This is a genomic window from Arthrobacter sp. SAFR-044 (assembly GCF_051965175.1).
GTDB lineage: Bacteria > Actinomycetota > Actinomycetes > Actinomycetales > Micrococcaceae > Arthrobacter.
In genome coordinates, this window is record NZ_JBQCMK010000001.1 from 295108 (window position 1) to 320517 (window position 25410).

Sequence of the window (25410 nt, forward strand, 5' to 3'; positions counted from 1 at the left end):
CCTACAGCTCGCCGATTCCTGAAACAAGGTCGGCACGGCCCTCTGCCAGCCGGTATGAGAGGCCGATGACGGCCGTGCGGCCGTCCTCGATTGCGGCGGAAATCACACGCGAGCTGTCCGCGAGGCGCTGGGACATCTGCTTGACGTTCTCCACCACCATGTCGTTGACCTCGGTCTGGTTGTTCCGCAGGGACGTCAGGACCGAGGGCGTAATGCGTTCCACGAGGTCGCGGATGAAGCCGGCGGGCATTTCACCCGTCTCAACTGCGTCCCTGGTGGCCGTTACGGCACCGCAGCTGTCGTGCCCAAGCACCACGATCAGCGGCACCTCCAGCACGGCGACGCTGTATTCCAGCGAGCCCAGGACGGCGTCGTCAATCACCTGCCCGGCAGTGCGGACCACGAAGACGTCGCCGAGGCCGACGTCGAAGATAATTTCAGCAGCCAGGCGGGAATCCGAGCAGCCAAAGATCACCGCGAAGGGATTCTGAGTGTCCACCAGCGACGAACGCCGCGAAGCGTTCTGGTTGGGGTGGGAGGACTCGCCGTTTACGAAACGTTCGTTGCCTTCGCGCAGGCGGCGCCAGGCCAGTGCAGGGGTCAGGTTAGTCGTCACGGCCCCACCTTACGGGGTGGGAGCGGCCGACGGTGAAACCGTGACGGCCGGATTGCTCTCGAGGGAGCCCACGACGGCGGCCGCCAGGGTTGCGAATTCGTCCAGTTGCGCCGTGCCGGAGAGGATAACTGTACTGCCGCGGTAGTTCAGGACCATCGACTTTTCACCCTTGCCGGTGTCCCGCAGTTCCCATTCCTGGCCCCCGGCGTTCCGGGAGCCGGTAACGGGGGCGTTCTTGGTCTGCTGGAGCAGCCAGGTGGGGTTGGCCTGCGTGGTCTGCACCAAAGCGATGAACGACGTCTTGGGGGTCACGTAGCCAACCTCCCAGGTTGGCACCCCGCTGCCCGTTCCTGCTTCCCACCGGGCGTAATTTGCCCGGAAGGCGTTGCCGGGGTCCGGTGCCACGGGTGTGAATCCTGCCACATCCGCCGCGTTCCGGGCCACGGACGCAACATCGATGTCCGGCCGGTAGCCCTCGCTCTTCGGCTGCGGATTCATCAGGACAACGGGCAGGAATGCTGCGATGCTGAGCACCAGGGCAATGATCATGCCGATCACTGAAGCATTGGCACGCTTGGCGGCGGCCGCCGGAATGACGGGCTTGACCGGGGTGCCGGCACTGCTGCCCGCGGCGCCGGGGCGGCCGTCGGGCTGGGCCTGGCCGGAGCTGGGACTGGTGGCTTCCTGCATGTCATTCACCCCTCTATAGTCGCCCATCCCGGAGCCGGACTTCTATTCGGGCCGCTGCACAGGCCGCCGCCTGGCGCAATGCACATTTCGGGGTTGCGTCACGGGCCACCCCCAGCGCGGCGCCACGACTATGATCGGTATCAGAGGAATCACCGTTCTGCTGCACCGGCGGGCGGGTTCAATGATCGCCACTCGAAGAAGAGGTTCACGTGTCACCAGCGTCCATGACCCAGAAGTACTCCACGATTTCGCCGTCCCTTGCGGTGGGCCACGACGAACCGGACCGCAACCTTGCCCTTGAACTTGTCCGCGTCACCGAAGCCGCGGCCATTGCCGGCGGCCACTGGGTTGGCTTCGGTGACAAGAACACCGCCGACGGCGCTGCCGTCGACGCCATGCGTTCCTTCCTGCAGACCGTGCACTTCAACGGCGTCGTGGTGATCGGCGAGGGCGAGAAGGACGAAGCGCCCATGCTGTTCAACGGTGAGCGTGTTGGCGACGGCACCGGCCCCGAGGTGGACGTCGCCGTCGACCCGATCGATGGAACCCGGCTGACCGCCCTGGGCATCAACAACGCACTGGCAGTGCTGGCTGTTGCCGAGCGTGGCTCCATGTTCGATCCCTCCGCCGTGTTCTACATGGAGAAGCTCGTCACCGGCCCCGAGGCCGCAGACATGGTGGACCTCCGCCTGCCGGTCAAGCAGAACCTGCACCTGATCGCCAAGGCCAAGGGCGTGAAGGTCAACCAGCTCAACGTCATGATCCTTGACCGCGACCGCCACCGCCCGCTGGTGGAGGAGATCCGCGAAGCCGGCGCCCGCACCAAATTCATCATGGACGGTGACGTCGCCGGTGCCATCGCCGCGGCCCGCTCCGGCACGGGCGTGGACGCGCTCATGGGTATCGGCGGCACTCCCGAGGGCATCGTGGCGGCCTGTGCCATCAAGTCCCTGGGCGGCGTCATCCAGGGCCGCCTGTGGCCCACCAGTGATGAAGAGAAGCAGAAGGCCATCGACGCCGGGCACGACCTCGAGCGGGTGCTTTCCACCAACGACCTCGTCTCCAGCGACAACTGCTACTTCGCTGCCACCGGCATCACGGACGGCGACCTGCTCAAGGGCGTGCGCTACTCCAAGGACAAGGTGCTGACCCAGTCCATCGTGATGCGTTCCAAGTCCGGCACCATCCGCTTCGTGGACGGGGAGCACCAGGCCAGCAAGTGGGAAGGCTACGCCCGCAAGAACTGACCCGCGGCCCCCGCTGACTGAAAGCCCCTGGCGCACCACGCGCCGGGGGCTTTGGCGTTAAGCCTTGGTATAGGGTTTAAGCCATGATTCCTGCTGTTGTGCCCTGTACTGACCGCGCCCTTTGGGACGAGCACGTTGACCGGTTCGAGGGGCATCCGCAACAGCTGTGGGGCTGGGGCGAGACCAAGGCCGCGCACGGCTGGTCCGTTGACAGGGTCCTGGTCAAGGAGGGGGATGAAACCATCGGCTGCGCCCAGCTCCTGGTCCGTCGGCTTCCCGTCCCCTTCCGCGCCCTGGTCTACGTTCCCCGGGGTCCCATGTGCTCAGTGGAGAACGCATCGGCGGTCCTGAACCGGTTGGCAGAGCACGCAGCCCTCCGCCACCGCGGCGTGGCCCTCAGCATCGAACCGGACTGGGACCGGGACTCCGCCTTTGCCGGCGCCGTGGCCGCGGCAGGCTTCCGCGAGTCCACCAACACCGTCCTCATCCCGCGCACGCTCATCCTGGACCTCGGCCGCTCCGACGACGAGCTGATGGCCGAGATGTCCAAGTCCACGCGGGCGAACATCCGCAAGGCGATGCGGAGCGACGTTGAATTCCGCAAGGTCAAGAACGAGTCAGAGCTGGAGCAGGTGCTGGCCATCTACCACCAGACCGCCGAGCGGGCGGGCTTTGGCATCCACGAGGACCAGTACTACAGGGACATCTTCCGGAACCTCGGTGATTCCTCGCCGATCATCGCCGCGTTCGACGGCGAGCAGATGCTTGCGTTCACCTGGCTTTCGCGCAGCGGTGCCACTGCTTTCGAGCTCTACGGCGGCGTTTCCGCCGAGGGCCAGAAGCAGCGTGTGAACTACGGCGTGAAATGGGCGGCACTTCAGGCCATGCGGGAAGACGGCTGCAGCCGGTACGACTTCAACGGCCTCCTGAACGACGGCATTTCCGACTTCAAGAAGCAGTTCGCCAAGCACGAAAACATGCTCCTGGGGACGTGGGAGAGGCCGCTCTCGCCGTTCTACCCGGCCTACGCGAAGGCGATGCCCCTGGCGCGCAAGGGCCTCCAGCAGGCGCGTCTGCTGTTGAAAGGCGCAGCCGGGCGGGTCCGCCCGCTTGTCCGGAAGCTGCGGCCGGGCAACTAGCCGCGGCAACCAACCCGGTCAACGCCGAAGGGCGGCGGCGGCACCAGTCCGGGTGCCGCCGTCGCCCTTTTTGTTGCTTAGTGGCGCCCGGGGTTAGAGTCCGGTGGTCACGGCGAAGGCCAGTGCGGGCCCGGTGCTGCCGGCCACGCGGTGGACGTTGACGGGGGCTTCGGCGGCGGCGATGAACGCGCTGCCGCCCTGCGCGAGTTCCAGGTCGCCCTTGGGGGAGTCGAGGTACACGGAACCGGCTACCACGATCACTACAGCCGCCCCGGCCTGCGCCAGCGGAACCGGGCCGGAGTCCGGGCCCAGCTCGATGCGCTGCAGCTGGAACTCCCGGAACGGCGGACGGAACAGTTCCTGGTCCATCACCGTCTTTTCGGCGTCCACCATGGGCACGGCCACCGGGTGGAAGTCGATGGTGGCCAGGAGCTCCGGGACGTCCACGTGCTTGGGTGTCAGGCCGCCGCGCAGGACGTTGTCCGAGGACGCCATGACCTCAACGCCCAGCCCATGCAGGTAGGCGTGCACATTTCCGGCGGGAAGGTAGACAGCCTGGCCCGGCTTCAGGGAAATCCTGTTCAGCAGCAGCGAAATCAGGACGCCGGGATCGCCGGGGTACTTCTCGTTGAGGCTGATGACCGTGCCCAGCTCGGCCTGGTAGGGCTCAAGCGGTGCCCCGGACAGGAGGGCTTCCACCACCAGGGCGGTGTCCTCTGCCACACCCTGTCCGCCGGTGATCAGCCGCCCAAAGGCCTGGCGCAGTCCTTCACTTTCATCGGCGGCGGCAAGATCGTCGATCAGGGCCTGGACCAGCTTTGGGGACTGGCCGTCCGCGGGGAAGGCATCCGCAACGTGCTGCAGGATCTTCCGGGTCTCGGCCGCCGGCCGGAATCCGCACAATGCCTCAAACGGCGTGAGCGCGAAGATCATCTCGGGCTTGTGGTTGTCATCCTTGTAGTTCCGGTTCGGCGCATGGGCATCCAGTCCGGCTTCGTTTTCCCGCGCGAACCCCTCCCTGGCCTGTTCCAGGCTTGGGTGGACCTGGAGGGACAGCGGTTGCGCGGCGGCAAGGATCTTGGCCAGGAACGGCAGCCGGGGGCCAAAAGCGGCGACGGATTCTGCGCCCAGGAAGTGGTCTGGATCGGAGGAGACCAGGGAGTCGAGCGGCCTGCGCGTCCCGTCCTCCGGCAGGTGCGCCACCGACGGTGAGTCAGGATGCGCGCCAATCCAGAGTTCGGCCTCCGGGCGCCCGGATTCGGCGCGGCCCAGCAGCGAGGCGATGGCCGTCGTCGAACCCCAGGCGTAGTCCCGCAGGACGTTGTCAATCTCGTACAAAGCCGTTCCGTTCCTTGATGGGTGGGCGCTGATGGGTGCTCGCTAGAGCGGGGCGCACTGTCCGTTGGTGGCCACGAGCTGGCGGATGGCCTCTTCGTTGCCCTCCAGCTTGAGCTGGGTCAGCATCTCTTCGGTGATCGGCTCGCCGTCGGGCGTGGTGGTCACCGGCGTGAAGTCCGACGGCGAAGGCTGCTGTGCCGCGTTGCCCGCGGCGGGCAGGGTGGCGGGGACAGCCCCGGCCGCCTGGACGTGTCCGGCGCCTGCCTGCGGAACTGCCGTGCCGTCGTCGGGAATTCCTGCCGACTGTGCGCCCTTGGCGGACGCGGACGCCAGCAGCTGGTCCACCCGCTCGTGGATCTGGTCGAAGTCAGGGTTCGTGGAGAACGACGCGTCAAAGTCCGGCGGCCCGATGGTCAGCCGTTTGACGTCCTTGCCCCTTGCCTTGATGGCGAGGTCCAGGAAACTGCCCAGCTGGGCGGAGGAGATGTTGGACTCCACCACCTTGGTCCCGGCGCCGGCGATGTCCTCGAACTTGGACAGCAGGGTGGCGGGGTCAAGCTGTTTGAGCATTGCCTGCTGCACACACTGCTGGCGCTGGATGCGGGAGTAGTCATCCACGTATTCGCGCGACCGCCCGTACCAGAGGGCCTGCGCGCCGTTGAGCGTCTGGTCCCCGGCCGGAATCCACCCGAGCGGCATTCCGTGGGTCTTGGTTGCCTCGTCAAAATAGCCGCTCATGGGAACCCAGCCGCCGGCCTTGATCCGGATGCCGCCCATGGCGTCGATCAGGGTGGAGAATCCCTCCATGTCAACGAGCACATACGCCTGGATTTTCATGCCCAGCGTTCCGGAAACTGCTTCCATGGTTGCCTGTGCGCCCGGGTCTGCCACGCCTGGATAGAGGTCCGCGTGCTCGTTGGTGACCTCGGTGTTGATGGCGTTGATCAGGCACTCGTCGCCACAGTCGTAGCCGTCGGGATAGAGGGCCCGCATGGGGGAGCCTTCGCTGAACTGCGCGTTCTGGAAGTTCCTGGGGACCGAAATGATGGCGGTCTGGCCCGTCTGGGCGTCCACGCTCAGGATGGACAGGCTGTCCGGGCGGCGTCCCGTGCGGTCATCGCCGGCGTCGCCGCCCATCATGAGGAAGTTGTAGCGCCCGTCAACCGGCTCTATGGCGGGACCGGACGAGAAGATGTTGCCGATGGCATTGCGGCCCACGTTCAGCAAGTAGGCGGCATACCCCACGGAGCCGCTGCCCAAAACCAGCGCCACCACCAGGGCAATGCCGACGGCGGGACGGGCCCGCGGTGCGAGCAGGACAGGGCGGATGAGGCGCAGGGTATTGAGGAACAGCAAAGCCCAGCCGAGGGCCAGCGCAGCCAGAACGACCACCAGCAGCAGCGAGGTGACCGGGCTGGTGACGATGTTGATGACCAGGCTGCGGTCGACCAGCAGCATGACCGCTGCCAGCAGCAGGACCGCCCATACGCAAAGCGTTACGCGCAGGGCGGTCCGTCCCAGCTTCCGGTCGCCTGCCACGAGTTGGGCGCTGCCCGGTACCAGGAGGGTCAGCAAGACCAGGACGAAGGCGCGCTTGGTCCTGACCGCGGGAGAAGCGCTGACGGGATAGCGGACCGGGTCCGTCAGCGACGGACCGGAGCCGGTATTGAGCACGCTGCTGCTGCTGGCCATGCCCGGCGCCCTAACGGCTGCCCCGAAGAGCGCTGGAGCCGCCCGGGAAGACTTCGCTTACCTTCTGCCGCAGGTTCGCGCCCTTGCGGGCGGCGACAGCGTTCAGGTCCGCGGCGAAGTCGAGGAGATCGGCGCGAAGGGAAGCGGCAAGTTCATCAGTGCCTGATGCCAGCATCCGCACGGCCAGGAGCCCTGCGTTCCGGGCGCCTGCGATGGAGACTGTTGCCACCGGAACGCCTGCCGGCATCTGGACGATGGAGAGCAGGGAGTCCATCCCGTCGAGGGTTTTCAGGGGAACGGGAACCCCGATCACCGGCAGGGGCGTGACGCTGGCGAGCATGCCCGGCAGGTGGGCCGCGCCGCCGGCACCGGCGATGATGACCCGCAGCCCGCGCTCGTGCGCGGTCTGGCCGTACTTGATCATCTCGGTAGGCATCCGGTGGGCCGAGACGACGTCCGCTTCAAAGGGGATGCCGAACTCAGCCAGGGCGTCCGCCGCAGCCTCCATGACCGGCCAGTCCGAGTCGGAGCCCATGACCAGGCCCACCAGCGGACTGGCGCCGGAACCTGCTGCTGGGGTGGCTTCGGCGCTCATGCGTTCTCCTCGAAAATTGCGGAAGGTTCTTCGGTGGTAACCCGCCCGTCGCGGATGATGCCCGCCACGGCTGTGGCCCGGCGCCGGACGGAGTCCACCTCGGCCGTGGAAGTGCCCATCAGGTTGACGTGGCCGATCTTGCGCCCCGGCCGCACGGACTTGCCGTAGCAGTGGACCTTGGCAGCAGGCTCGGCGGCCAGCGCCATGGGGTAGGCGGTGTATAGGTCCTGGTTGTCCCCGCCCAGGAAGTTCTTCATCACCGTGACGGGCGCCAGTGCATCGGTGGCGCCGAGGGGCAGGTTCAGGACCGCGCGGAGGTGTTGTTCGAATTGGCTGGTGATGGAACCGTCCTGGGTCCAGTGGCCGGTGTTGTGTGGCCGCATGGCCAGTTCGTTGATCAGGAAGCCGGCCCCCGAACCCGGGGTTTCGAACAGTTCCACGGCAAGGACGCCGGTGACGTCAAGCTCGGCGGCGATGCGCAACGCTGCGTCCTCAGCGGCGGCAGCAACTTCCAGCGGGATATCCAGCGCGGGTGCGATCACCTCGTCGCAAACACCGTCCACCTGGATGGTGTGGACCACTGGCCAGGCACGGGCCTCACCGTCGGGGGTGCGGGCCACCAGCGCCGAGAGTTCGCGGGTGAACTCGACCTTGGCCTCGGCCAGCAGGGGACTCATGGCGGCAAACCAGTCGGCGGCCTCCGCAGCTTCTTCAGCTGAGGCCACGATCCGGACGCCCTTGCCGTCATAGCCGCCCCGGGGGGTCTTCAATACCACGGGCCAGCCTGTTTCGTCGCCGAAGCGGACCAGCGCGTCAACGTCCGCCACGGACGCCCACGCAGGGTTGGGCAGTTCCAGCCGGTCGATGGCGGCACGCATGACCAGTTTGTCCTGGGCGTGGACCAGGGCGTCCGGTCCGGGCTGGACGTTGACTCCGGCATCCTGCAGGGCGCGGAGGTGGGCCGTCGGCACATGCTCATGGTCGAACGTCATCACATCCAGGCCCTCGGCGAAGTCCAGGAGTGTCTGCAGGTCCTTGTAATCGCCCACCGGAGTGGCGGGTACGGCCGACACTGCGGAAACGTCCTCACCCTCGGCGAGGACCCGGAGTTCAAAGCCGAGTGCTGTAGCGGCAGGGGCCATCATTCGCGCGAGCTGGCCGCCGCCAACCACGCCTATCACTGGGAAAGTCACATGTGCCAGCCTACCGAAGACGGGGCCAATCCTGCTTTTACGGCCCGGCGGGGGAACGGGATTTTCAACAGGACGGTCAAACGCCACCTGCTTCTGCGGGGCCGGCTCCAAGCTTTGGGGGCTAAAATGGATCCTTGGCCGAGTGGCCCACAGTTCGTCGCGGCCATGGAGGGTCATGTTTAGCACACTTGCAGATCGTATCCGGGGGCTCGCCTCACTCTTTTGGCGCGAGGTGGCCAAGTTCGGTGCGGTGGGCGGTGTGGCATTTGTCATCGACAACGGCCTGACCTATTACCTGATGCACGGTCCCATGTCGGACAGCGAGGCGAAGGCACGCTTCGTGGGCGCCACCGTGGCCACGGTCTTCTCGTGGGTGGCAAACCGCTTCTGGACCTTCCGCCACCGCCGCCAGGCCAACGTGCTCCGCGAGTTCGTCATGTTCGTCATTATCAACGGCATCGGCATCGGCATCTCCACCGGCTTCACCGCACTGGCCAAGTATGGGATGGGCATCGACAACAAGAACCTGCTGTTCCTGGCAGGCGTGGCGGGCATCCTGGTTGCCACGGTTGTCCGCTTCTTCGCGTACCGGTTCCTCGTCTTCAACCAGGAACTGGACCAGGAGCCGGAGTTCTCCCACGACCACGAAATCATCGAAGCCCACCCGCACCGCGAGCCGGCACGCACGGCGGAGAGTCCGGCGTCCACATCAGCCGACGGCGGCCCGCAGGCCTAGCTGTACACCTAGCGCTGCGCGGCTGCTAGCTGCCGTGGATGCGTTCGTCGGCACGCAGTTTGTCAGTGAGCGCCACGTCGGGATGGGTGAGCACAACGGAGCCGTCCCGCTGCCAGGCTCCCAGCGCACTGGACAACGCTGATTCCAGCCCCCTGTCAGCGGGGATATGTACCCTGGCGCCCTCCTCATGGTGCATGGCAAAGCCGGTCAGCAGTTCCCGGTGGGGGACCGTCCGCCCTTCATTGGTCCGGAGGGCACATCCTGCCGGATCCGGGTCGGAATGCGGCATGAACACATCGCCGTGGGAACGCACTTCCGAGGCGTAGTCGATCCAGCCTGCAGGGAGTTCGCCGGTCCACCGCATGGCGAGGGCCGGGAGTGCGACGGCGATGACGGCGTCGTGCTGCCCCATGGCCGCGGCGGGATTGTCCGTGGCCAGGAAGTCGGCCGGGCCGCCGTCGAGCACTGTTTCCAGGCCAAGCTGCCATCCCGCCAAGGCCCACACCATGGCTTTCCAGTGCGCCGGAAGGGCAAGCCGCAGCCGCATGCCCGGCTCCGCGTCCAGTTCGTCCTGCAGGAGGTTGCTGGTTTTTGCCACCCAGTTGTCCAAGACCCGTCCGGACAGCTCCACCCGCTCGGAATCGGGGCCGTACCAGGTGAGTCGTGGTGCCGTGGAGTTGCCCGAGCGGAGGGTGCCCATGAGGTCGATCGCGGGGGTTGTCATCATGGGTTCATCCTGCCACTCCCCAATGTCCCGGTCATCCAGCGGTGAGAGGCGATTTCGTCTCCTCGGCAGAAAGTGATGTTAATCACTGTCATTGCTAAGCGTGCTTGCTATTTAGGTGATGACCGGGTATTTTCCCCGCCAGTCGTACCTTTTGAGGCATTTTTCGGCCTCGAACCGCCCGCTGCCGGGCCCGCCACGCCCAAGCCGGCGAAAATCCCGGGCGTGGCGTGCGCAAACTTCTGAACGGAGACTGTCTATTATCCCGGCAACGGCTTGACTCGCCCTAGTTACACACGTGTAATTAGGTAACTAAAGCAATTGCGTAAATACCGGCACACAACCGAGTGTCCACGTATCCAGGCAGTGGCTGAAACATCAGGAGGGTCGCCGTGGGGCAAGCAGAGCGTATCCAGGAAGATGCCGTCGTGGCCGGCCAGGCAACGGCAAAGTACCGTGCGCGGGGGGTGCCGAGCGACTGGTATGTGGATCCCGCGGATCCTGATGCTGCGGAGCGGTATAACAGGAATTCCACCAGCGTCCTCGAGGACCAGGCTACGGCGTTCCTTGCGGCGCATGAAGCCCTCCTGGACGGCGGCGCAGAGCCGGAAGACGACCTTGATCCGCCCATGGAGCTCGCAGCCGCCGGGACGGCCCAGCCGGTATGGATTGGATTCCCGCTCCAGCAGGACTTCGATGACGAAGGTGAACTGGGCTGGCAGACGGACGCTTTGTGTGCCCAGACCGACCCGGAAGCCTTTTTTCCCGAAAAGGGCGGCTCCACCCGCGATGCCAAGAAAGTTTGCGGCGCCTGCAACGTGAGGTCCCAGTGCCTCGAGTACGCGCTGGCCAATGACGAACGGTTCGGCATCTGGGGCGGCCTTTCCGAGCGTGAGCGCCGGCGGCTAAGGAAGCGAGCAATCTAATTCTTCAGGATGTCCATGTCACTGCCGTTGTGGTTGCCCACAACGGCAGTGCCTATCTGCCCAGAACCCTTTCGGCCCTGGCGGCCCAGACGCGCCCGGCTGACCGTGCCGTTGGCGTGGACGCCGGCTCCGGCGACGATTCGTACAGCCTCCTCAGGGAGGCCCTTGGTGACGCCGGGGTTGTCAGCCAACCCCGGGGCAAAGGCGGCATGGGTGCCGCCGTCTCCGCCGCGCTTGCAGCGCTGGTGCCCTTCGACGGAAGCACCGACGGCGCCCGGACGGAGTGGATCTGGCTGCTGCACGACGATGCCGCGCCGGCGCCGGAAGCCCTCGCGGAACTTTTGGGCGCCGTGGAGCGCGCACCCTCGGTCACTGTTGCCGGCTGCAAGCAGCTGGATTGGCATTCGCCGCGCAAACTGATGGATGTGGGCCTTTCCACCAGCAGGTGGGCCGAGCGGCTTACGCTCATCGACGCCGATGAGATGGACCAGGGCCAGTACGACGGCCGCACCGATACCTTCGCCGTGAACTCGGCCGGCATGCTGGTTCGCCGCGACGTCTGGGAACATCTGGGCGGCTTCGACCCCGCACTGCCGGGCAGCGGCGATGACGTGGACTTCTGCTGGCGGAACCGCCTGGCTGGCCACCGCGTGGTAGTGGTTCCCGCGGCCCGGATGTTCCATGTGGCGCACCGGCCCCACGCCCTTGGAAACCCGTCCGCAGCCCGGAAGGCGCAGGTCCACCTGCGCCTGAAGCACAGCCCGCTCTGGATGGTGCCCATCCACGGCATCGGCGCCTTGCTGGGCAGCCTCTTCAAGCTGGTCCTGCGTATCGTGGTCAAAGATCCCGGCCACGGCATCTCCCAGCTTCTTGCCACCTCCGCTGCCCTGGGCCGGCCGCGTGCTGTGGCCAAGGCCCGGCGCGCAGCCAAACGCACGCGGCGCATCCGCCGCTCCGTCATCCGCAAGCTTCAGACACCCCGCCGGGAGGTCTGGAGCCACCGCCGGTCCTTGATGGAGGCGCTGGGATCCGACGGCTCAGCTGCCGACCACCTCGTGCAGGACCCGCTCGCGCACCAGCCAACCGGCGACGCCGCGGACGACTTTGCCGCCCTGGCCACCAGCAAGCGCGGCTGGGTGGGCAACGGTGCCCTGGCCGCCGTCATCATCGCGGCAGTGGCGTCGCTGCTGGCGCTGGCAGGACTGTTCCGTGCCGGCGCCGTAGCCGGCGGTGCCTTGATTCCCGTGTCCGCGGACCTGGGGGACATCTGGCACAACGCCTCCAGCTGGTGGATCAGCCTCGGAGCGGGCCTGCCCGGCCGCGGTGATCCGTTTGGCTATGTCCTGTGGATCATCGGCCTCGCCGGCGGAGGCGATGCCAACGCCGCCATGGCCTGGCTGCTCCTGCTCGGTGCCCCGCTGTCCGGGCTCACCGCGTGGTTCGCAACGGGCGGGGTGACCGAACGCCGCCGGCTCCGCTTCGCGGCGGCAATCTTCTGGGCCGCGGCGCCGGCACTCCAGGCCGCGCTGAACCAGGGCCGGGCCGGCGCCTTGATCGCGCACATCATGCTGCCGCTGGTGGTCCTGGGCCTCCTGCGGGCTACCGGCTCAGCCGTTGGCCATGGCCGTTTCAGCCCCGCTGCGGCACCCGGCGACCTGGCGGGTGAACAGACTCCGGCCAAGGCGGGCATCAACGGGGTGCCGTCGTGGACAGCCGCCGCAGCTGCGGGCCTGGCGCTGGCGGTCACTACCGCGTCGGCGCCGTCCCTGCTCATCCCGGCAACTGTGGTCATCGTGCTGTGCGGCATCGTGCTGGGGCGGCGCGGACGGACAGTCTGGTGGGCACTGCTGCCCAGCGCAGCCCTGTTTGTCCCGTTCGCCCTCTCCACCATCGACCGGCCGCGCGCGCTCCTGGCCGATCCCGGACTCCCACTGGGATTCGACGCCGCGCCGCTGTGGCAGCAGGTCCTGGGCCAGCCCCTGTCATTCGACCCCGCCGGTGGCCTGCGAGGGTTGGCGGCCTTCGCGGGCGGGACGGTGCCGTGGGCCCTGCTGCTGGCCTTGCTCATCGCAGGTCCGGTGCTGATCCTTGCCATTGTGGGACTCTTCAGCCCGGGACGCCGGGCGCGGACTGCCAGATGGTTCTGGACGGGCTCGATCATCGCCCTGGCCGGCGGTTGGCTGGCAGGCCACGTTGCCACCGGCCTGGCAACGGATGTCATGGTGACGCCTTTCCCCGGCCCCGCCGTGTCCGCCGCGTCCTTTGCCCTCCTTGCAGCGGCACTCCTCGGGGCGGAGCAACTGCTGTCCGCTGCGGACGTGGCTTCCGCCGCCGGTGCGAAGACCAGGACGGCAGCCCGTGCCGGCCTGGCGCTGGGCCTGGTGGTACTGCTGGCCGGGCCGCTGGCAGGCATGGCCGCCTGGTCCGCGCAGAACCTGCTGCGCCCGGCCACTGCTGCCGCACCCGCTGCCCGGGCGGTCGCCCCCGATTCAGGTCCGGCTTCAAACCCGGCCACCCCCGGAGACGGGGGAGCGGGAGCGCTCGGCACAACGCGGCTGGTGGACGCCGCTACCGGACGGTCCCTTCCCGCCACCGCCATCGACCGCGGGACCGGACCTGAACAGACGCGCACCCTCCTGCTGAGCACCGGAGACGACGGAAGTTTCAACGCGTCGCTGATGCGCGGGTCCGGGACCACCCTGGACAGCCTCTCGGCCATCGCCTCCGCCCGGAACATCATCGGCGCTCCCGGTGCCGAAGAGGTGCGCGACGACGACGACGTCACCGCAGCTGTCCGGCGCGTCGTGGCCACCATGGTCGCGGGCCAGGGCGTGGATCCCCGGTCCGACCTCGAACAGCTCGGTGTCGGCTTTGTGGTGCTCCGCGCCGCGGACACGGCAGCCCAGCTGACCGCCAGCCGGATGGACGCAGTCCCGGGCCTGGTGGCCGTGGGGCAGACCGACGTCGGCTGGCTGTGGCGGATCAGCCCGCTGAACCAGCGGGGCCTCCAGGCCGCCGACGTGGCGCACCGCGTCCGGATCGTGGACGCCGGCGGGACGGCGACAGCGTTGGTCGCTTCCGGCACTGACAATGTCGACGCAGCTGTCCCTGGCGGGGCGGAAGGCCGGCTGGTGGTACTGGCAGAGCGGGCCGATCCCGGTTGGAGCGCCTGGCTCGACGGGCGGAAGCTGACCTCCACCACCTCCGGCTGGTCGCAGGCCTTCACCCTCCCGGCGTCGGCCGGCCAACTGACGGTCCGCTACGAAAACCCGTGGTCGTTCTGGGCGGCCGCCGGCCAAATCACGGTCATTGGGCTCACCGTCATCCTTGCCATCCCCATGCCGGCCCGGCGGCCGCGGACCGGCCTGTCCCGTGACGAGGGCTCCCTGCGTAAGGAACACCAACATGCATGAGCACAACCCACCGGCTGCCAAGGCCCGGGCTGATGCCGGAACGCCGGACCCCGCCGAACCGGCGCATTCCGGAGAAAAGCCGGCAGCACCGGGGAAGCCCGCTGCCGCCGCCGCTCCTGCCGCACGCACCGGTCCCGGCCAGGGCCGGAAACCGTCCGGCCGCGGGGCCACCCGCCTGCCGGGCGGAAAGGGCCGTGCTGCTTCCGTTGCCGGCGTGGCGGCAGGTGTCCTGATCCTCGCCGGCGGCGGGGCCGTCGTGGCCGCCGGATCGCTGATCCCGGAGCCTGCATCCAGCCGGACGGTGCCGCTGGCCGAAACCGCCGTTCCAGCCGGGGCCAGCCTCGGCGTATGCCCCGGCCCTGCACGGCTGCTGGAGGGCACCGAGGCAGGCACCGATGCCCAGTTCAGGCCCGAGTCTGCCACCGCGGCAACCAAGGTCAGCGCCGCGGTGCTCAGCGCCGGAGGTGTGCTGCCCGGGAGCCGGCTGGCGCACCTGGACGGAACCGCCGCCGTCGAAATTGCCAAGGACCCAGGCCCGGCGCCCAGCGTCGGAGCCCCCCAGGAACTCCTTGCCGGAGTGGTGACGGACCGTGCCGTGGGCCAGGTGAACGTCCTCAGCGCCAACGCCGTGGCCAACCAGAATGCCTCGGCCGCCGGGGCCATGAAGTACACCGCCACCGACGGCGACTTGCAGGGCAGTGCCGCTGCGCCCTGCGGGCAACCCTCGAATGACCAGTGGCTGGCGGGTGCCAGCACCACTGTTGGCCGCACCTCCGTGCTTGCGCTGACCAACGCCTCCAGCACGCCCGCCACCGTAAGCCTGGAACTGTTCGGTGCCGGTGGGCAGGTCCAGGCGCCCGGCAGCCGTGGGCTGCTGGTTGCCCCCGGCACCACACGCAGCGTGGTCCTCGCCGGACTCGCGCCCAACGAGTCCAAGCTCAGCCTTCACGTCCGCAGCGCCGGTGGACCGGTTGCAGCCTCGATCCAGCAAAGCTTCCTGCGCGGCCTCACCCCGGGTGGCGTGGATTACATCAGCCCGGGGACTGCCCCCGCTGTCCGCCAGGTGATGACCGGAGTGGACATCCAGGACCCTGCAGGGCTTGCCGCCCTGACGGCACAGCCCGGCTACCGCGATGCCGGTCCCGCCCTTGAATTGACCGTTCCCGGCGCATCAGATGCCGTGGTGGAGATCAAGCTGTTCGGACGCGACGGCCAGCACGCGCTTCCCACCGGCGGCGTCATCACCGCAAAAGCCGGATCAACCACTGAGGTCTCCCTGGCAGGGGTGCCTGCAGGCCAGTACACGGTTGCCGCCTCATCCGACGTCTCCTTCCTCGCCGCCGCGCGCATGAGCCGCGGCCTCCAGGCGGGACAGCCCTCGGATGTGGCCTGGGCGGCGTCGGCAGTGCGGCTGGGCAGCCAGCACGTGGTTCCCGTCCCCAAGGGCGGCCAACGCCAACTGGTCTTCGGTGCCCTGGACGCCAGGGCCACGATTACCTACGCGCCCATCACGGCCGACGGAAAGGTACGGGCCGCGGCCTCCGCTGACATCGCAGGGGGAACCACAGCCTCCATCAGCATTCCTGCCCAAGCTGAAGGCGCCGACGTCGTCGGCTACGTGGTGTCCGCCTCCGGTGGCGCTGCCTACGGGGCGGTGCTTTTGGGGCAGGACGGCCGGAACGACGTCTCATCCCTGGCCTTCCTGGCTGCCGCTGCGGGCCAGGAAACAGTGCCGGTCACGCTGGGGTACTAGGGCCGGGGATGCCGGCGGCGCCGTCTGCCTGCGGCCCCGCGTCAGTAGCGGCGGCGGTACACGGGATCCAGAGTCTCCGGCGCCACGCCCAGCATTTCCGCGGTGTGTTCCACCACCACGTCGTGGACCAGGTCCTGGAGTTCTTCCACGCTGGAGCACGTCTGCTCCACCACCCGCCGGTACACGGTAATCATGGGTCCGTCCTCACCGGCGGCGGGGGTGTAGGAGCCCATGGGTGGCGTGGATGCATTCGCGGCCAGCTGCTCGAGGTCCGGCGGGATTTCATCCACGCCAAACCGGACGCCGTCGAGGGTCTTGCCCCAGATGTCGTGCAGCCGCTGGGCTGAGTCGAGCACCATGTCGTCAAAGCGGTCGCCGCGCGTGCGGTATCCGGGATGGGTGGGCAGCATTACCTCGCCGCGGAGGCCGCGTCCGTGGCGGTTCCGGCGCCGCCTGGAGAAGCTCCTGCCGGCGGTCTCCGCGCCCGTTGCCACTGGGGCATCCGGGTCAGCCAACCGGACCGAAAAACCTGATTCATGGTTCGATGACTGCATACATCGACTGTAAACCCGGGGGAGGATTTACGCGATACATGCCGCCCGCTCCGGCGGCGCGTCGGCCATGGCCGCAATGCGCGGGTTTTCGGCGGCGAAGGGGTAGTCTGTGATGTCGTGGGAGCTATCCGTCAATGTTCAAGGTCTGCCTGCCGCCAGTCGGCGGTAGCCACCCTGACGTACGTGTACGCGGACTCCACCGCGGTCCTGGGCCCGCTCGCCACCTACGCCGAACCGCACTGCTACGACCTCTGCGAGCAGCACGCCGATTCGCTGACGGTGCCCCGCGGCTGGGAAGTGCTGCGCCTGGCCATGCCGTCCACCCCCCAGCAGCCAGGACCCGATGACCTGCTGGCCCTCGCCAACGCTGTTCGTGACGCCGCCGCCCTGCCCCCGGAGCCGCAGGCGCCCGCCCAGCGGGCACACCACTCCGCCCTGGAAGCTCCGGCCGGTACCGAAGGCGCACGTCGGGGGCACCTGCGCGTCCTTCGGGAACCTTCCTGACGCCCATCTGGCGGTAGGCTGGAAGCTGCACATCTTTTCCGCTACCGGCGCGAGCGCGCCCGCCAGGGAGCATGAACAAATGCCAAAGATCAGCCCCGAGCTGTTGTCCGTCCTGCGTTGCCCCGTGACCGGCTCACCCCTGGTCCAGGAGGGGGAGGAGCTGGTGGCCACCGCCGCCGGGGATACAGGCGCCAGGAACCGGTATGCCATCGAGGACGGGATCCCTTTGCTGCTACCCCCGGAGCTGCTGGCGGCAGCAGCCTCGGCAGGTTCCGACCAGCATGATCCCGCTGCGGCAGGCCACTAGTTCACCTGCGTCCGCACGCACAGAAACAGCAGAACGGGGACTGGACCAGGACCCGGACCAAGCAAAGGACCACCCATGACTTTTGACTACAAAGTTGCCGACATTTCACTGGCGGAAGCCGGCCGGCACCAGATCCGCCTTGCTGAGCATGAAATGCCCGGCCTGATGTCCCTCCGTGAGGAGTTCGGCCCCACCCAGCCGCTCAAGGGCGCCCGGATTGCCGGTTCCCTGCACATGACGGTGCAGACCGCCGTGCTGATCGAGACCCTCACCGCGCTGGGCGCCGAGGTCCGCTGGGCCTCCTGCAACATCTTCTCCACCCAGGACGAAGCGGCCGCAGCCGTGGTGGTGGGCAAGGGCACCGTCGAGGACCCGCAGGGCGTACCGGTGTTCGCCTGGAAGGGCGAGACGCTTGAGGAATACTGGTGGACCGCGGAACAGATCCTCACCTGGCCCGGCGCCGGGACGAACCCCGAGCTTGGTCCCAACATGATCCTGGACGATGGCGGCGACGCCACCATGCTGGTGCACAAGGGCGTGGAGTTCGAAGCCGCCGGCAACGTCCCTTCCGCGGATCCCGAGGATTCGGAGGAATACGGGATCTTCCTCGATGTGCTGCGCCGCTCCCTGGCCGCAGACGCGCAGAAGTGGACCCGCACGGCTGCCACGATCAGGGGTGTCAGCGAGGAAACCACTACCGGCGTCCACCGCCTGTACCAGCTGGCGGACCAGGGCAAGCTGCTCTTCCCGGCCATTAACGTCAACGACTCCGTGACCAAGAGCAAGTTCGACAACAAGTACGGTATCCGCCACTCCCTGCCGGACGGCATCAACCGGGCCACGGATGTGCTCATGGGCGGCAAGGTCGCCGTCGTCTGCGGCTACGGCGACGTCGGCAAGGGTGCCGCGGAAGCGCTGCGTGGGCAGGGCTCGCGCGTCATCGTCACCGAGATCGACCCCATCTGCGCGCTGCAGGCGGCCATGGACGGCTACCAGGTGGCCAAGCTGGAATCCGTCCTGGCAAAGGGCGACATTTTCATCACCACCACCGGCAACAAGGATGTCATCCTGGCCGAGCACATGGCCGGGATGAAGAACAAGGCCATTGTGGGCAACATCGGCCACTTCGACAATGAAATCGACATCGCCGGACTGGCACGCATCCCTGGCGTCAAAAAGGTCGAAATCAAGCCGCAGGTCCACGAATGGGTCTTTGATGAAGGCACGGACGCCGAGCGCTCCATCATCGTCCTGTCCGAAGGACGCCTGCTCAACCTTGGCAACGCCACGGGCCACCCGTCCTTTGTCATGAGCAACTCGTTCGCCAACCAGACCATTGCGCAAATCGAGCTGTGGACCAAGCGGGACCAGCACGAGTATGAGAACAAGGTCTACGTCCTCCCCAAGGTCCTGGACGAAAAGGTGGCCCGGCTGCACCTGGACGCCCTGGGCGTTGAGCTCACCGAACTGAGCAAGGACCAGGCGGAATACCTGGACATCGACGTCGCGGGCCCGTACAAGCCCGAGCACTATCGTTACTGAGCCGTAAGGGCCCGGGTGCGCATCGTGCCCGGGCCCGTTATTTTCTGCACGTAGGATCGAAAACATGGAGCCTGATGTAAAGCCCCGCCGCCGGGGGACTGCCAAGAAAATCGTTGCCGTGGCTGCTGTTTGTATCCTGGCCGCTATGGGCGGGGTTTTCGCCGCTGTCGCGCCGGGCCTTGCCGGCGGACCCCTTGAATCGGAAGCAGGCTCCGCACTGCGGACATCGCGGGGCATCGCTTCACCCGTCGTGCCGCCGGTGAAGCTCGACGCGGCCCCGGTTGACGGGGCCAAGCAGGTGAATCCCGCCGCCCCGGTGTCCCTGAAGGTGGGCAACGGGACCATCCAGCGCGTCACCCTCGCCAGCACCGCCGGGAAGACCATTGACGGCAGCATCGACGCCAGCGGGACATCGTGGTCGGCCACCGCGCCTTTGGAGTTCAACACCGAGTACAGCTACACCTACGTGGTGAAGGACAGTGCGGGACGCGAAACCAGCACCACCCAGTCCTTTAACACCGTCTCCAGTTCGCATGAGGCGGACGCGGCCATCTACCCGCTGAACGGCATGAAGGTCGGCGTCGGCCAGCCCCTGCAGATCATCTTCAGCGAGCCCGTGACCAACCGTGCCGCCGTGGAAAAGGCCATCAAGATCACCAGCACGGCAGGACAGACCGGTGCATTCCACTGGTACAGCGACACCATGGTCCGGTACCGCCCCGAGAACTTCTGGGCGGCGAACTCCACCATCACCATGGACATGCAACTCTTCGGCGTTGACCTTGGGAACGGCCAGATCGCCAACTTCAACAAGAAGGTGAACGTCAACATCGGGGACAAGAAGGTGGCCATCGCCGACGCCACGGCCCACACCTTCACGCTGAGCATCAACGACCAGCCTGTTAAGACCCTGCCCGTCAGCATGGGGGACAAGCGTTTCCCGTCCGCCAAGGGATATGCGGTGCTGATGGAGAAAAACCGGTTCGACCACTTCAGGGCGGCAAGCATCGGCCTGAAGCCTGACGATCCCGCCTACTATGGCGAGGCCGACGTCGAATACACCATCCGGCTCACCCTCAGCGGCGCCTACATCCACCAGGCACTTGAGTCCGCCTATCCGTACATTGGCAATACCAACGTGTCCCACGGCTGCATCGGGTTCCTGCCGGACGGGGCAGCCTGGGTGTTCGACAACATGGGGACCGGTGACGTAGTACAGATCATCAACACCGAAGGTGACTACGCGGCGAACACTGACGGGTTTGGCGACTGGAACATTCCGTGGAGCGAGTACGACAACTAGGTCAGTTGCCGAACGGCAGGCGCTGCAGCCGTCGGCCCGTCTCCGTGTTCCGCTGCCGTGACTGCGACAGCCTGGTGAACTCCCTGTTCCGGCGCTCAGCCACGACGGCGGCCAGATAGTCTTCGGGGCGGGTTCCCGGCGGCGGGGCCGGGGCCACGTGTACAGACAGCTCCTCGGCGACCGCCTGTGCCATGCCTGCCCTGGACAGCGGAGCCATCCGGTCCGCCTGGCGGAGGAACTGGGCTGCCCGGCGCGCCGTGGCGTCAGGGATACGTCCGATGTCCGCCGCGGCAGCCCACGGTTGCAGGTAGGGTGGAACGAATACCCGGAGGGCCGCTTCGGCAGGAACCCGGCTGCGCACAGCGTACGTGCCAGCGAGCAGGTCTCCGAGCCGCCTGGATTTGTCGTTGAAGAGCGCCACGGCGAGGGCAAGACCTCCGAACGTCAGGTAGATCTCGAGGAATCCGGTCAGTCCGCGGATCACGGCGTGCCGGAAGCGGATGGCGCCGCCGTCCTCGCGCACCACCCGAAGGCCTGTGGCCAGTTTGCCGAGCGACCGGCCCCGGCTCAGTGTTTCCACCGCCACCGGCACTACCACCAGGCAGAATACGACGGCGGACAGGCCAAGGGCCCGCGCAGCGGCACCGTCCAGGTCAGCACCGGCGGCGGACAGGCCAAGCATGATCAGCACGAGCAGGACCACGTGCAGGACGACGTCGATGACCAGGCCCAGGGCCCGGGCAGCAAAGCCCGCGGGCCGCAGCTCGAGTACTACTGCCTCGCCGGTGATGATCTGGCTCACCCTGCGTCCCCGCCCTTCGCAGCTGCTGGTATGGACCGTCCGATGGTGCGGACGGTCAAAGTCTAATGCCGGGCGCTAGGCTGTAGCCGTGGACATGGATGCCTTCGCCGCCGTTAATGCGGACAAGTGGGCGCGGCTGCAGGAGCTCGCGGGCAAAGGCAGGCTCACCGGCGCCGAGCCTGACGAATTGCTGGCGCTGTACCAGTCAACGTCCGGCCACCTGTCACTGGTCCGGTCCGTTGCCCCGGAGAGCGGGTTGTCCGCTTCCCTCTCGGCCACGCTCGCCCAGGCCAGGACCCGCTTTACCGGCGCACGCTCCAACCTCATGGCCGACCTCGCCAGGTTTTTCGTGGTCGCACTGCCCGCGGCGCTGTACCGGCTGACCTGGCTTACCCTGGCGTGCGGAACAGCTTTCGTCCTCGTCGCTGCTGCGTACGCGGCGTGGATCGGAACATCGCCCGAAGCGCTCAGGGCCGTGGCGTCGGAGACCGCTGCCGCCCAGTACGTGGAGCAGGACTTCATCAACTACTACTCAGAGAACCCTGCAGCATCCTTCGCCGGAGCCGTATGGACCAACAACGCGTGGATCAGTGCGCAGGCGGTGGCCCTGGGGATCACCGGGGTCTGGGTGCCCATGATCCTCTTCAGCAATGCCCAGGGAATGGGCATCGCCGCCGGAATCTTCGCTGCCGCCGGCAAATCCGACGTCTTTTTCAGCTACATCCTGCCTCACGGGCTGATGGAACTGACTGCCGTCTTTGTTGCCTCCGCCGCGGGACTGCGGATCTTCTGGGCCATGGTCTCGCCGGGGCCGCGGACCCGGGGACGGGCGGTGGCGGAAGAAGGGCGGTCGCTGGTCACGGTGGCCCTGGGACTGGTCCTCGTACTGTTCATCTCGGGGCTCGTGGAAGGGTTTGTCACTCCCAGTCCGCTGCCTGCCTGGGCGCGGATCAGCATCGGCGCGGCAGTCCTCGCTGCGTATTGGACTTACGCCGTGGTCTGGGGCAGGCGGGCTTTCCTCGCCGGGGAACGCGGGGACCTCCGCCGGGAAGATGCCGGGTACGCGGAAATCGCTGCCTGAATCGTTGTAATCCTGCCGGGGTGGTTCCTCGCCCAGCGGAAGTCCGTGACGGTAGGCTCGACAGCAGAATCAATCGCACCGGCGGCATGGGGCCGGTGCGGAACCCAACGGAAGTGACGCTGCTGTGAATGACGAAACACCGGTCCGCGCCAAAAGCGCTGCGCCGCAGCCGGAACCTTTGCTGGATACGTCCCGGGATTCCGACGAGCCCGCGTTCTCCTGGCTGACGCCCACTGACGCCCACAAGGCCGACGCCGACAAGGCCGACGCCGACAAGGCCGACGGCGACAGGACCGACGGCGACAGGACCGGCGGGGAGGAACCCGGCGACAAGACCGGCGGGGGAGCATCCCACGGGAAGCGGCCCGACCGGGAAGAACCCACGGCAGCGGGCAAGACTGTCCAGCCCGAAAGCCGTGCCCACCGCAAGGCTGCGGAAGCCGCAGTCGAATCCTCCGCCCCTGGAAGCCACGCTGCCGGTCCGTCGGCTGCCGGCCGTCCTGCCGCCGGCCCGTCAACGGCCGCCACTTCCGCAGATGGGCCCGCGGGCAGCACTGCCTCGCCGGTCTTCAAGGAGCCCCTCCCCACCTCAGCGCTGCACGTCCGTCCCCCTGCGGAGGAAGTGGAGCGCCGCAATGCCCAGCGGGAAAGCGCTGCGAACGCCAAGCCCGTGGCGCCGCGCGTCCTGCAGGTCGTGCTGGCCATCATCTACCCGTTCATCCTCCTGATCCTTGCCGTCCGGGCAGTGACCACCCCGCTCTTCCTCTGGGTGGAGTACAACCGCCCCGGTTTCCCGGGCGACGGCTACGGCTTCAGCACCGATGACAGGATGACGTACGGCTCCTACGCCGTGGACTACCTCATCAACTGGTCGGGCCCCAGGTATCTGGGCGATCTGGTGCAGCGCGGCGGCGAAAAACTCTTCAAGGACGGCGAAGTCAGCCACATGGCGGACGTCAAGGCGGTCATCCTCTCCACCTTTGGCGCCGGTGCGCTGCTGCTCCTCCTGGCGCTGATCGCAATCCTTTACCTGCGCAGGCGCAGCACCGGCGGAGTCCGGCGCGGCCTCTTCGCCGGCTCCATCATCACGCTGGTCCTGATCCTGGGCCTGGGCACCCTGGCGGCGCTGGGCTGGCAGCAGTTCTTCACCGAATTCCACCGCGTCTTCTTCGCCAACGGGTCCTGGACGTTCAGCCTGGACGACACCCTGATCAGGCTGTTCCCCAGCCAGTTCTGGATTGACGCCGGCATCGCCATCGCCGGCCTGGTGCTCCTGGCATCCATCGTGACCCTGGTGCTCACGTGGCCCACCCGCCGCCGCCGCGGTTTGGCAACGGAGGACAAGCAGGTAAGCCCGGACCAGGAAAAGATGGATCAGCCGTAAATTTTGGCGATCTCCGCCTGGAACTCCTTGACGACGGCGGCCCGCTTGAGTTTCAGGGAAGGCGTCAGGTGCCCGGACTCCACGCTGAATTCAGCGTCCAGCAGCCTGAAAGTCCGCACCGACTCGGCTTGGGACACCATCTGGTTGGCAAGGTCCACTGCTTCCTGAAGGGCAGCCAGGACCTTGGGGTCGTCCGCGGCTTCCCGAAGGGGGAGGGGACGCATGCCACGCTCAGACCGCCAATTGGCCACGCCTTCCGGGTCCAGGGTCAGCAGGGCTGAGACGAAAGGCTTGCCGTCGCCCACCACCACGGCATGGCCCACCAGTTGGTGGCTACGGATCTTCTCCTCCAGCGGCCCCGGCGCCACATTCTTGCCGCCGGCCGTGACCAGCAGGTCCTTCTTCCGGCCCGTGACGGTGAGGAAACCGTCCTTGTCCAGGACGCCAAGGTCACCGGTACGGAAGAAGCCGTCCACGAACGCCTCCGCGTTCGCCGCGGGGTTGGCGTGGTAGCCCCTGAACACCCCGATCCCCTTGACCAGGATTTCGCCGTCCTCGGCAACGCGGATGGTGGTGCCTGGGATGGGTATGCCCACTGTACCCACCTTGGTGCGGGACGGGGTGTTGGCCGTGCAGGGCGCCGTGGTCTCGGTCAGGCCATAACCTTCCAGGACGGGAATTCCCACGCCCCGGAAGAAGTGCGCGTCCTCTGACGCCAGGGGACTGGCCCCGGAGACGGTGTATCCCACCTCTCCGCCCAGCGCCTGGCGCAGGCGCGGATAGACCAGGCGGTCGTACACCGAATGCCGGACCCGGCTGAGCAGGCCGGGGCCCGGACCTTCGCCCTGGTTCTGGCGGTCCTGCGCCCGGGAGTATTCGATGGCGGCTGCCGCTGCGGCATCGAACAGCCTCCCCTTGCCTGCCACGGCAGCCTTGTGCGCTGCAGTCGCCCGGACCTTTTCGAAGATGCGCGGCACCACCAGCAGGAAGGTGGGCCGGAACGTTCCGAGGTCCTCGAGCAGTTGCGCCGCGCCCGGGGTGTGCCCCAGGGTGGCTCCCGCGGCCAGGCAGACCACCTGGACCGCCCGGGCCAGCACATGGGCAAGCGGGAGGAACATCAAGGTGCGGGCCTGGTCCTTTTGCAGGACTTCGGGGAGGAAAGCGACGATGTTCCTGGCCACCAGCGCGAAGTTCCCGTGCGTGATCTCGCACCCCTTGGGTTGGCCTGTGGTCCCCGACGTGTATACCAGCGAGGCGAGATCGGCCAACCCTGCGCGGCTTCGCTGCCGCTCCAGCTCGGCATCGCTGACGCCCGTGCCCGCAGCGGCGAGGCTGGCGAGGTCCGGGGCCTCGCCGTCGTAATCCATCCTTACGACGTTGACCAAGCGGTCCCTGAGCTCGGCCGAACCGGCCACCACGCCGCTGACCAGCCGCACGGTGGCGCGGTCGCCCGCGAAGACGCGGCGGACCCCCGCGTCCTGGATGATCCACTGCACCTGGCTGGCGGAGGACGTTTCATAGATAGGTACGGTGACGCCGCCGGCGAACCAGATGGCAAAGTCCACCAGCGTCCACTCGTAGGAAGTGCGGGACATCACCGCCACGGTATCGCCGGGTTCCAAGCCGCCGGCGATCAGGCCCTTTGCCAACGCGCTGACGTCCTGCAGGAACTTTTGCGCGGAAACATCCACCCAGCCATTGGGCCCCTTCCGCCGGTACAGCGCGTGGGCCGGGCTGGCGGCGTGCTGCTCCAGCAGCAGGTCAGTCACGTTGCTGTTGGCGTCAAGCTCAACCAGCAGTTCCGTGCTCGCTTCTCTCACAGCAGGTCTCCGTTTCCGCTGCCACGCCGCGGCAGCGGCTCCTTCAGGTCT

22 protein-coding genes are annotated in these 25410 nt (G+C 67.3%); 12 read left to right on the forward strand and 10 right to left on the reverse strand.

What is annotated here, in order from left to right:
- Position 1 precedes the first annotated feature (1 nt).
- Together ACTHQS_RS01320 and ACTHQS_RS01325 are read right to left on the reverse strand one after the other, a co-directional pair.
- Positions 2-616, reverse strand: coding sequence for a carbonic anhydrase (locus tag ACTHQS_RS01320; RefSeq protein ID WP_440165386.1), 615 nt, complete (start codon positions 614-616; stop codon positions 2-4).
- 9 nt (positions 617-625) lie between these two features.
- A complete protein-coding gene (locus tag ACTHQS_RS01325; RefSeq protein WP_440165835.1) occupies positions 626-1306 on the reverse strand; it encodes a DUF4245 domain-containing protein in 681 nt (226 codons plus the stop codon).
- Between the two features lie 224 nt (positions 1307-1530).
- Between ACTHQS_RS01325 and glpX the strand changes: the two genes are divergently transcribed.
- Positions 1531-2553: a class II fructose-bisphosphatase gene (gene glpX / locus ACTHQS_RS01330; RefSeq protein ID WP_210411426.1), complete on the forward strand. Its 1023-nt coding sequence runs from the start codon at positions 1531-1533 to the stop codon at positions 2551-2553.
- Positions 2554-2636: 83 nt separating this feature from the next.
- Positions 2637-3692 (forward strand): lipid II:glycine glycyltransferase FemX, encoded by a 1056-nt coding sequence (locus ACTHQS_RS01335; protein WP_440165387.1) that lies wholly within the window; start codon positions 2637-2639, stop codon positions 3690-3692.
- Between the two features lie 93 nt (positions 3693-3785).
- On the opposite strand, the gene manA is transcribed toward ACTHQS_RS01335, so the two are convergent.
- From manA to ACTHQS_RS01355, 4 genes are read right to left on the reverse strand one after another with little or no spacing between them, the layout of a single operon-like run.
- Positions 3786-5030 carry a mannose-6-phosphate isomerase, class I gene (gene manA / locus ACTHQS_RS01340; RefSeq protein WP_440165388.1) on the reverse strand — a complete coding sequence of 415 codons (1245 nt, stop codon included), beginning with the start codon at positions 5028-5030 and terminating at the stop codon, positions 3786-3788.
- A gap of 42 nt (positions 5031-5072) precedes the next feature.
- Positions 5073-6722: an LCP family protein gene (locus ACTHQS_RS01345; protein ID WP_440165390.1), complete on the reverse strand. Its 1650-nt coding sequence runs from the start codon at positions 6720-6722 to the stop codon at positions 5073-5075.
- A 10-nt stretch (positions 6723-6732) separates the two neighbouring features.
- Positions 6733-7317 carry a 5-(carboxyamino)imidazole ribonucleotide mutase gene (gene purE, locus ACTHQS_RS01350; RefSeq protein WP_440165392.1) on the reverse strand — a complete coding sequence of 195 codons (585 nt, stop codon included), beginning with the start codon at positions 7315-7317 and terminating at the stop codon, positions 6733-6735.
- On the reverse strand, positions 7314-8462 hold the full coding sequence (locus ACTHQS_RS01355) for a 5-(carboxyamino)imidazole ribonucleotide synthase (RefSeq protein WP_440165838.1): 1149 nt from the start codon (positions 8460-8462) through the stop codon (positions 7314-7316). Before ACTHQS_RS01355 ends, purE begins: the two co-directional genes overlap by 4 nt.
- A gap of 223 nt (positions 8463-8685) precedes the next feature.
- Between ACTHQS_RS01355 and ACTHQS_RS01360 the strand changes: the two genes are divergently transcribed.
- A complete protein-coding gene (locus ACTHQS_RS01360) occupies positions 8686-9246 on the forward strand; it encodes a GtrA family protein (RefSeq protein WP_440165393.1) in 561 nt (186 codons plus the stop codon).
- Positions 9247-9271: 25 nt separating this feature from the next.
- Here ACTHQS_RS01360 and ACTHQS_RS01365 read toward each other — a convergent pair whose 3' ends face one another.
- Positions 9272-9970: a TIGR03089 family protein gene (locus tag ACTHQS_RS01365; RefSeq protein ID WP_440165840.1), complete on the reverse strand. Its 699-nt coding sequence runs from the start codon at positions 9968-9970 to the stop codon at positions 9272-9274.
- A 392-nt stretch (positions 9971-10362) separates the two neighbouring features.
- Between ACTHQS_RS01365 and ACTHQS_RS01370 the strand changes: the two genes are divergently transcribed.
- The 3 genes from ACTHQS_RS01370 to ACTHQS_RS01380 are packed head-to-tail and all read left to right on the forward strand — an operon-like array spanning position 10363 to position 16062.
- A complete protein-coding gene (locus ACTHQS_RS01370) occupies positions 10363-10896 on the forward strand; it encodes a WhiB family transcriptional regulator (protein WP_440165394.1) in 534 nt (177 codons plus the stop codon).
- 29 nt (positions 10897-10925) lie between these two features.
- Entirely contained in the window at positions 10926-14309 is a 3384-nt protein-coding gene (locus ACTHQS_RS01375; protein WP_440165396.1) for a glycosyltransferase family 2 protein, read from the forward strand.
- Entirely contained in the window at positions 14302-16062 is a 1761-nt protein-coding gene (locus ACTHQS_RS01380) for a DUF5719 family protein (RefSeq protein ID WP_440165397.1), read from the forward strand. The genes ACTHQS_RS01375 and ACTHQS_RS01380 overlap by 8 nt, the downstream gene beginning before the upstream one ends.
- A 41-nt stretch (positions 16063-16103) precedes the next feature.
- Here the strand turns inward: ACTHQS_RS01380 and ACTHQS_RS01385 are convergent, their stop codons facing one another.
- Complete coding sequence (locus ACTHQS_RS01385) at positions 16104-16616, reverse strand: metallopeptidase family protein (protein ID WP_440165399.1); 513 nt, start codon at positions 16614-16616, stop codon at positions 16104-16106.
- Between the two features lie 117 nt (positions 16617-16733).
- On the opposite strand from ACTHQS_RS01385, the gene ACTHQS_RS01390 reads away from it, so the two are divergent.
- The 4 genes from ACTHQS_RS01390 to ACTHQS_RS01405 all read left to right on the forward strand — a co-directional run bounded on the left by ACTHQS_RS01390 (position 16734) and on the right by ACTHQS_RS01405 (position 20272).
- A complete protein-coding gene (locus tag ACTHQS_RS01390; RefSeq protein WP_159632513.1) occupies positions 16734-17120 on the forward strand; it encodes a DUF3499 domain-containing protein in 387 nt (128 codons plus the stop codon).
- Positions 17121-17199: 79 nt separating this feature from the next.
- Positions 17200-17427, forward strand: a complete 228-nt coding sequence (locus tag ACTHQS_RS01395) for a Trm112 family protein (RefSeq protein WP_142120732.1) — start codon at positions 17200-17202, stop codon at positions 17425-17427.
- A 75-nt stretch (positions 17428-17502) separates the two neighbouring features.
- Entirely contained in the window at positions 17503-18969 is a 1467-nt protein-coding gene (gene ahcY, locus ACTHQS_RS01400; protein ID WP_440165402.1) for an adenosylhomocysteinase, read from the forward strand.
- Positions 18970-19033: 64 nt separating this feature from the next.
- Positions 19034-20272, forward strand: a complete 1239-nt coding sequence (locus ACTHQS_RS01405) for a L,D-transpeptidase (RefSeq protein WP_440165403.1) — start codon at positions 19034-19036, stop codon at positions 20270-20272.
- Position 20273: 1 nt separating this feature from the next.
- On the opposite strand, the gene ACTHQS_RS01410 is transcribed toward ACTHQS_RS01405, so the two are convergent.
- A complete protein-coding gene (locus tag ACTHQS_RS01410) occupies positions 20274-21074 on the reverse strand; it encodes an RDD family protein (RefSeq protein WP_440165405.1) in 801 nt (266 codons plus the stop codon).
- A gap of 88 nt (positions 21075-21162) precedes the next feature.
- Between ACTHQS_RS01410 and ACTHQS_RS01415 the strand changes: the two genes are divergently transcribed.
- Positions 21163-22155 (forward strand): stage II sporulation protein M, encoded by a 993-nt coding sequence (locus tag ACTHQS_RS01415; RefSeq protein ID WP_440165407.1) that lies wholly within the window; start codon positions 21163-21165, stop codon positions 22153-22155.
- 124 nt (positions 22156-22279) lie between these two features.
- Positions 22280-23539, forward strand: a complete 1260-nt coding sequence (locus ACTHQS_RS01420) for a TIGR01906 family membrane protein (protein WP_440165408.1) — start codon at positions 22280-22282, stop codon at positions 23537-23539.
- Here ACTHQS_RS01420 and ACTHQS_RS01425 read toward each other — a convergent pair.
- Positions 23530-25359 (reverse strand): AMP-dependent synthetase/ligase, encoded by a 1830-nt coding sequence (locus tag ACTHQS_RS01425; protein WP_440165409.1) that lies wholly within the window; start codon positions 25357-25359, stop codon positions 23530-23532. The two genes, ACTHQS_RS01420 and ACTHQS_RS01425, sit on opposite strands and share 10 nt — an antisense overlap.
- Between the last annotated feature and the right edge of the window lie 51 nt (positions 25360-25410).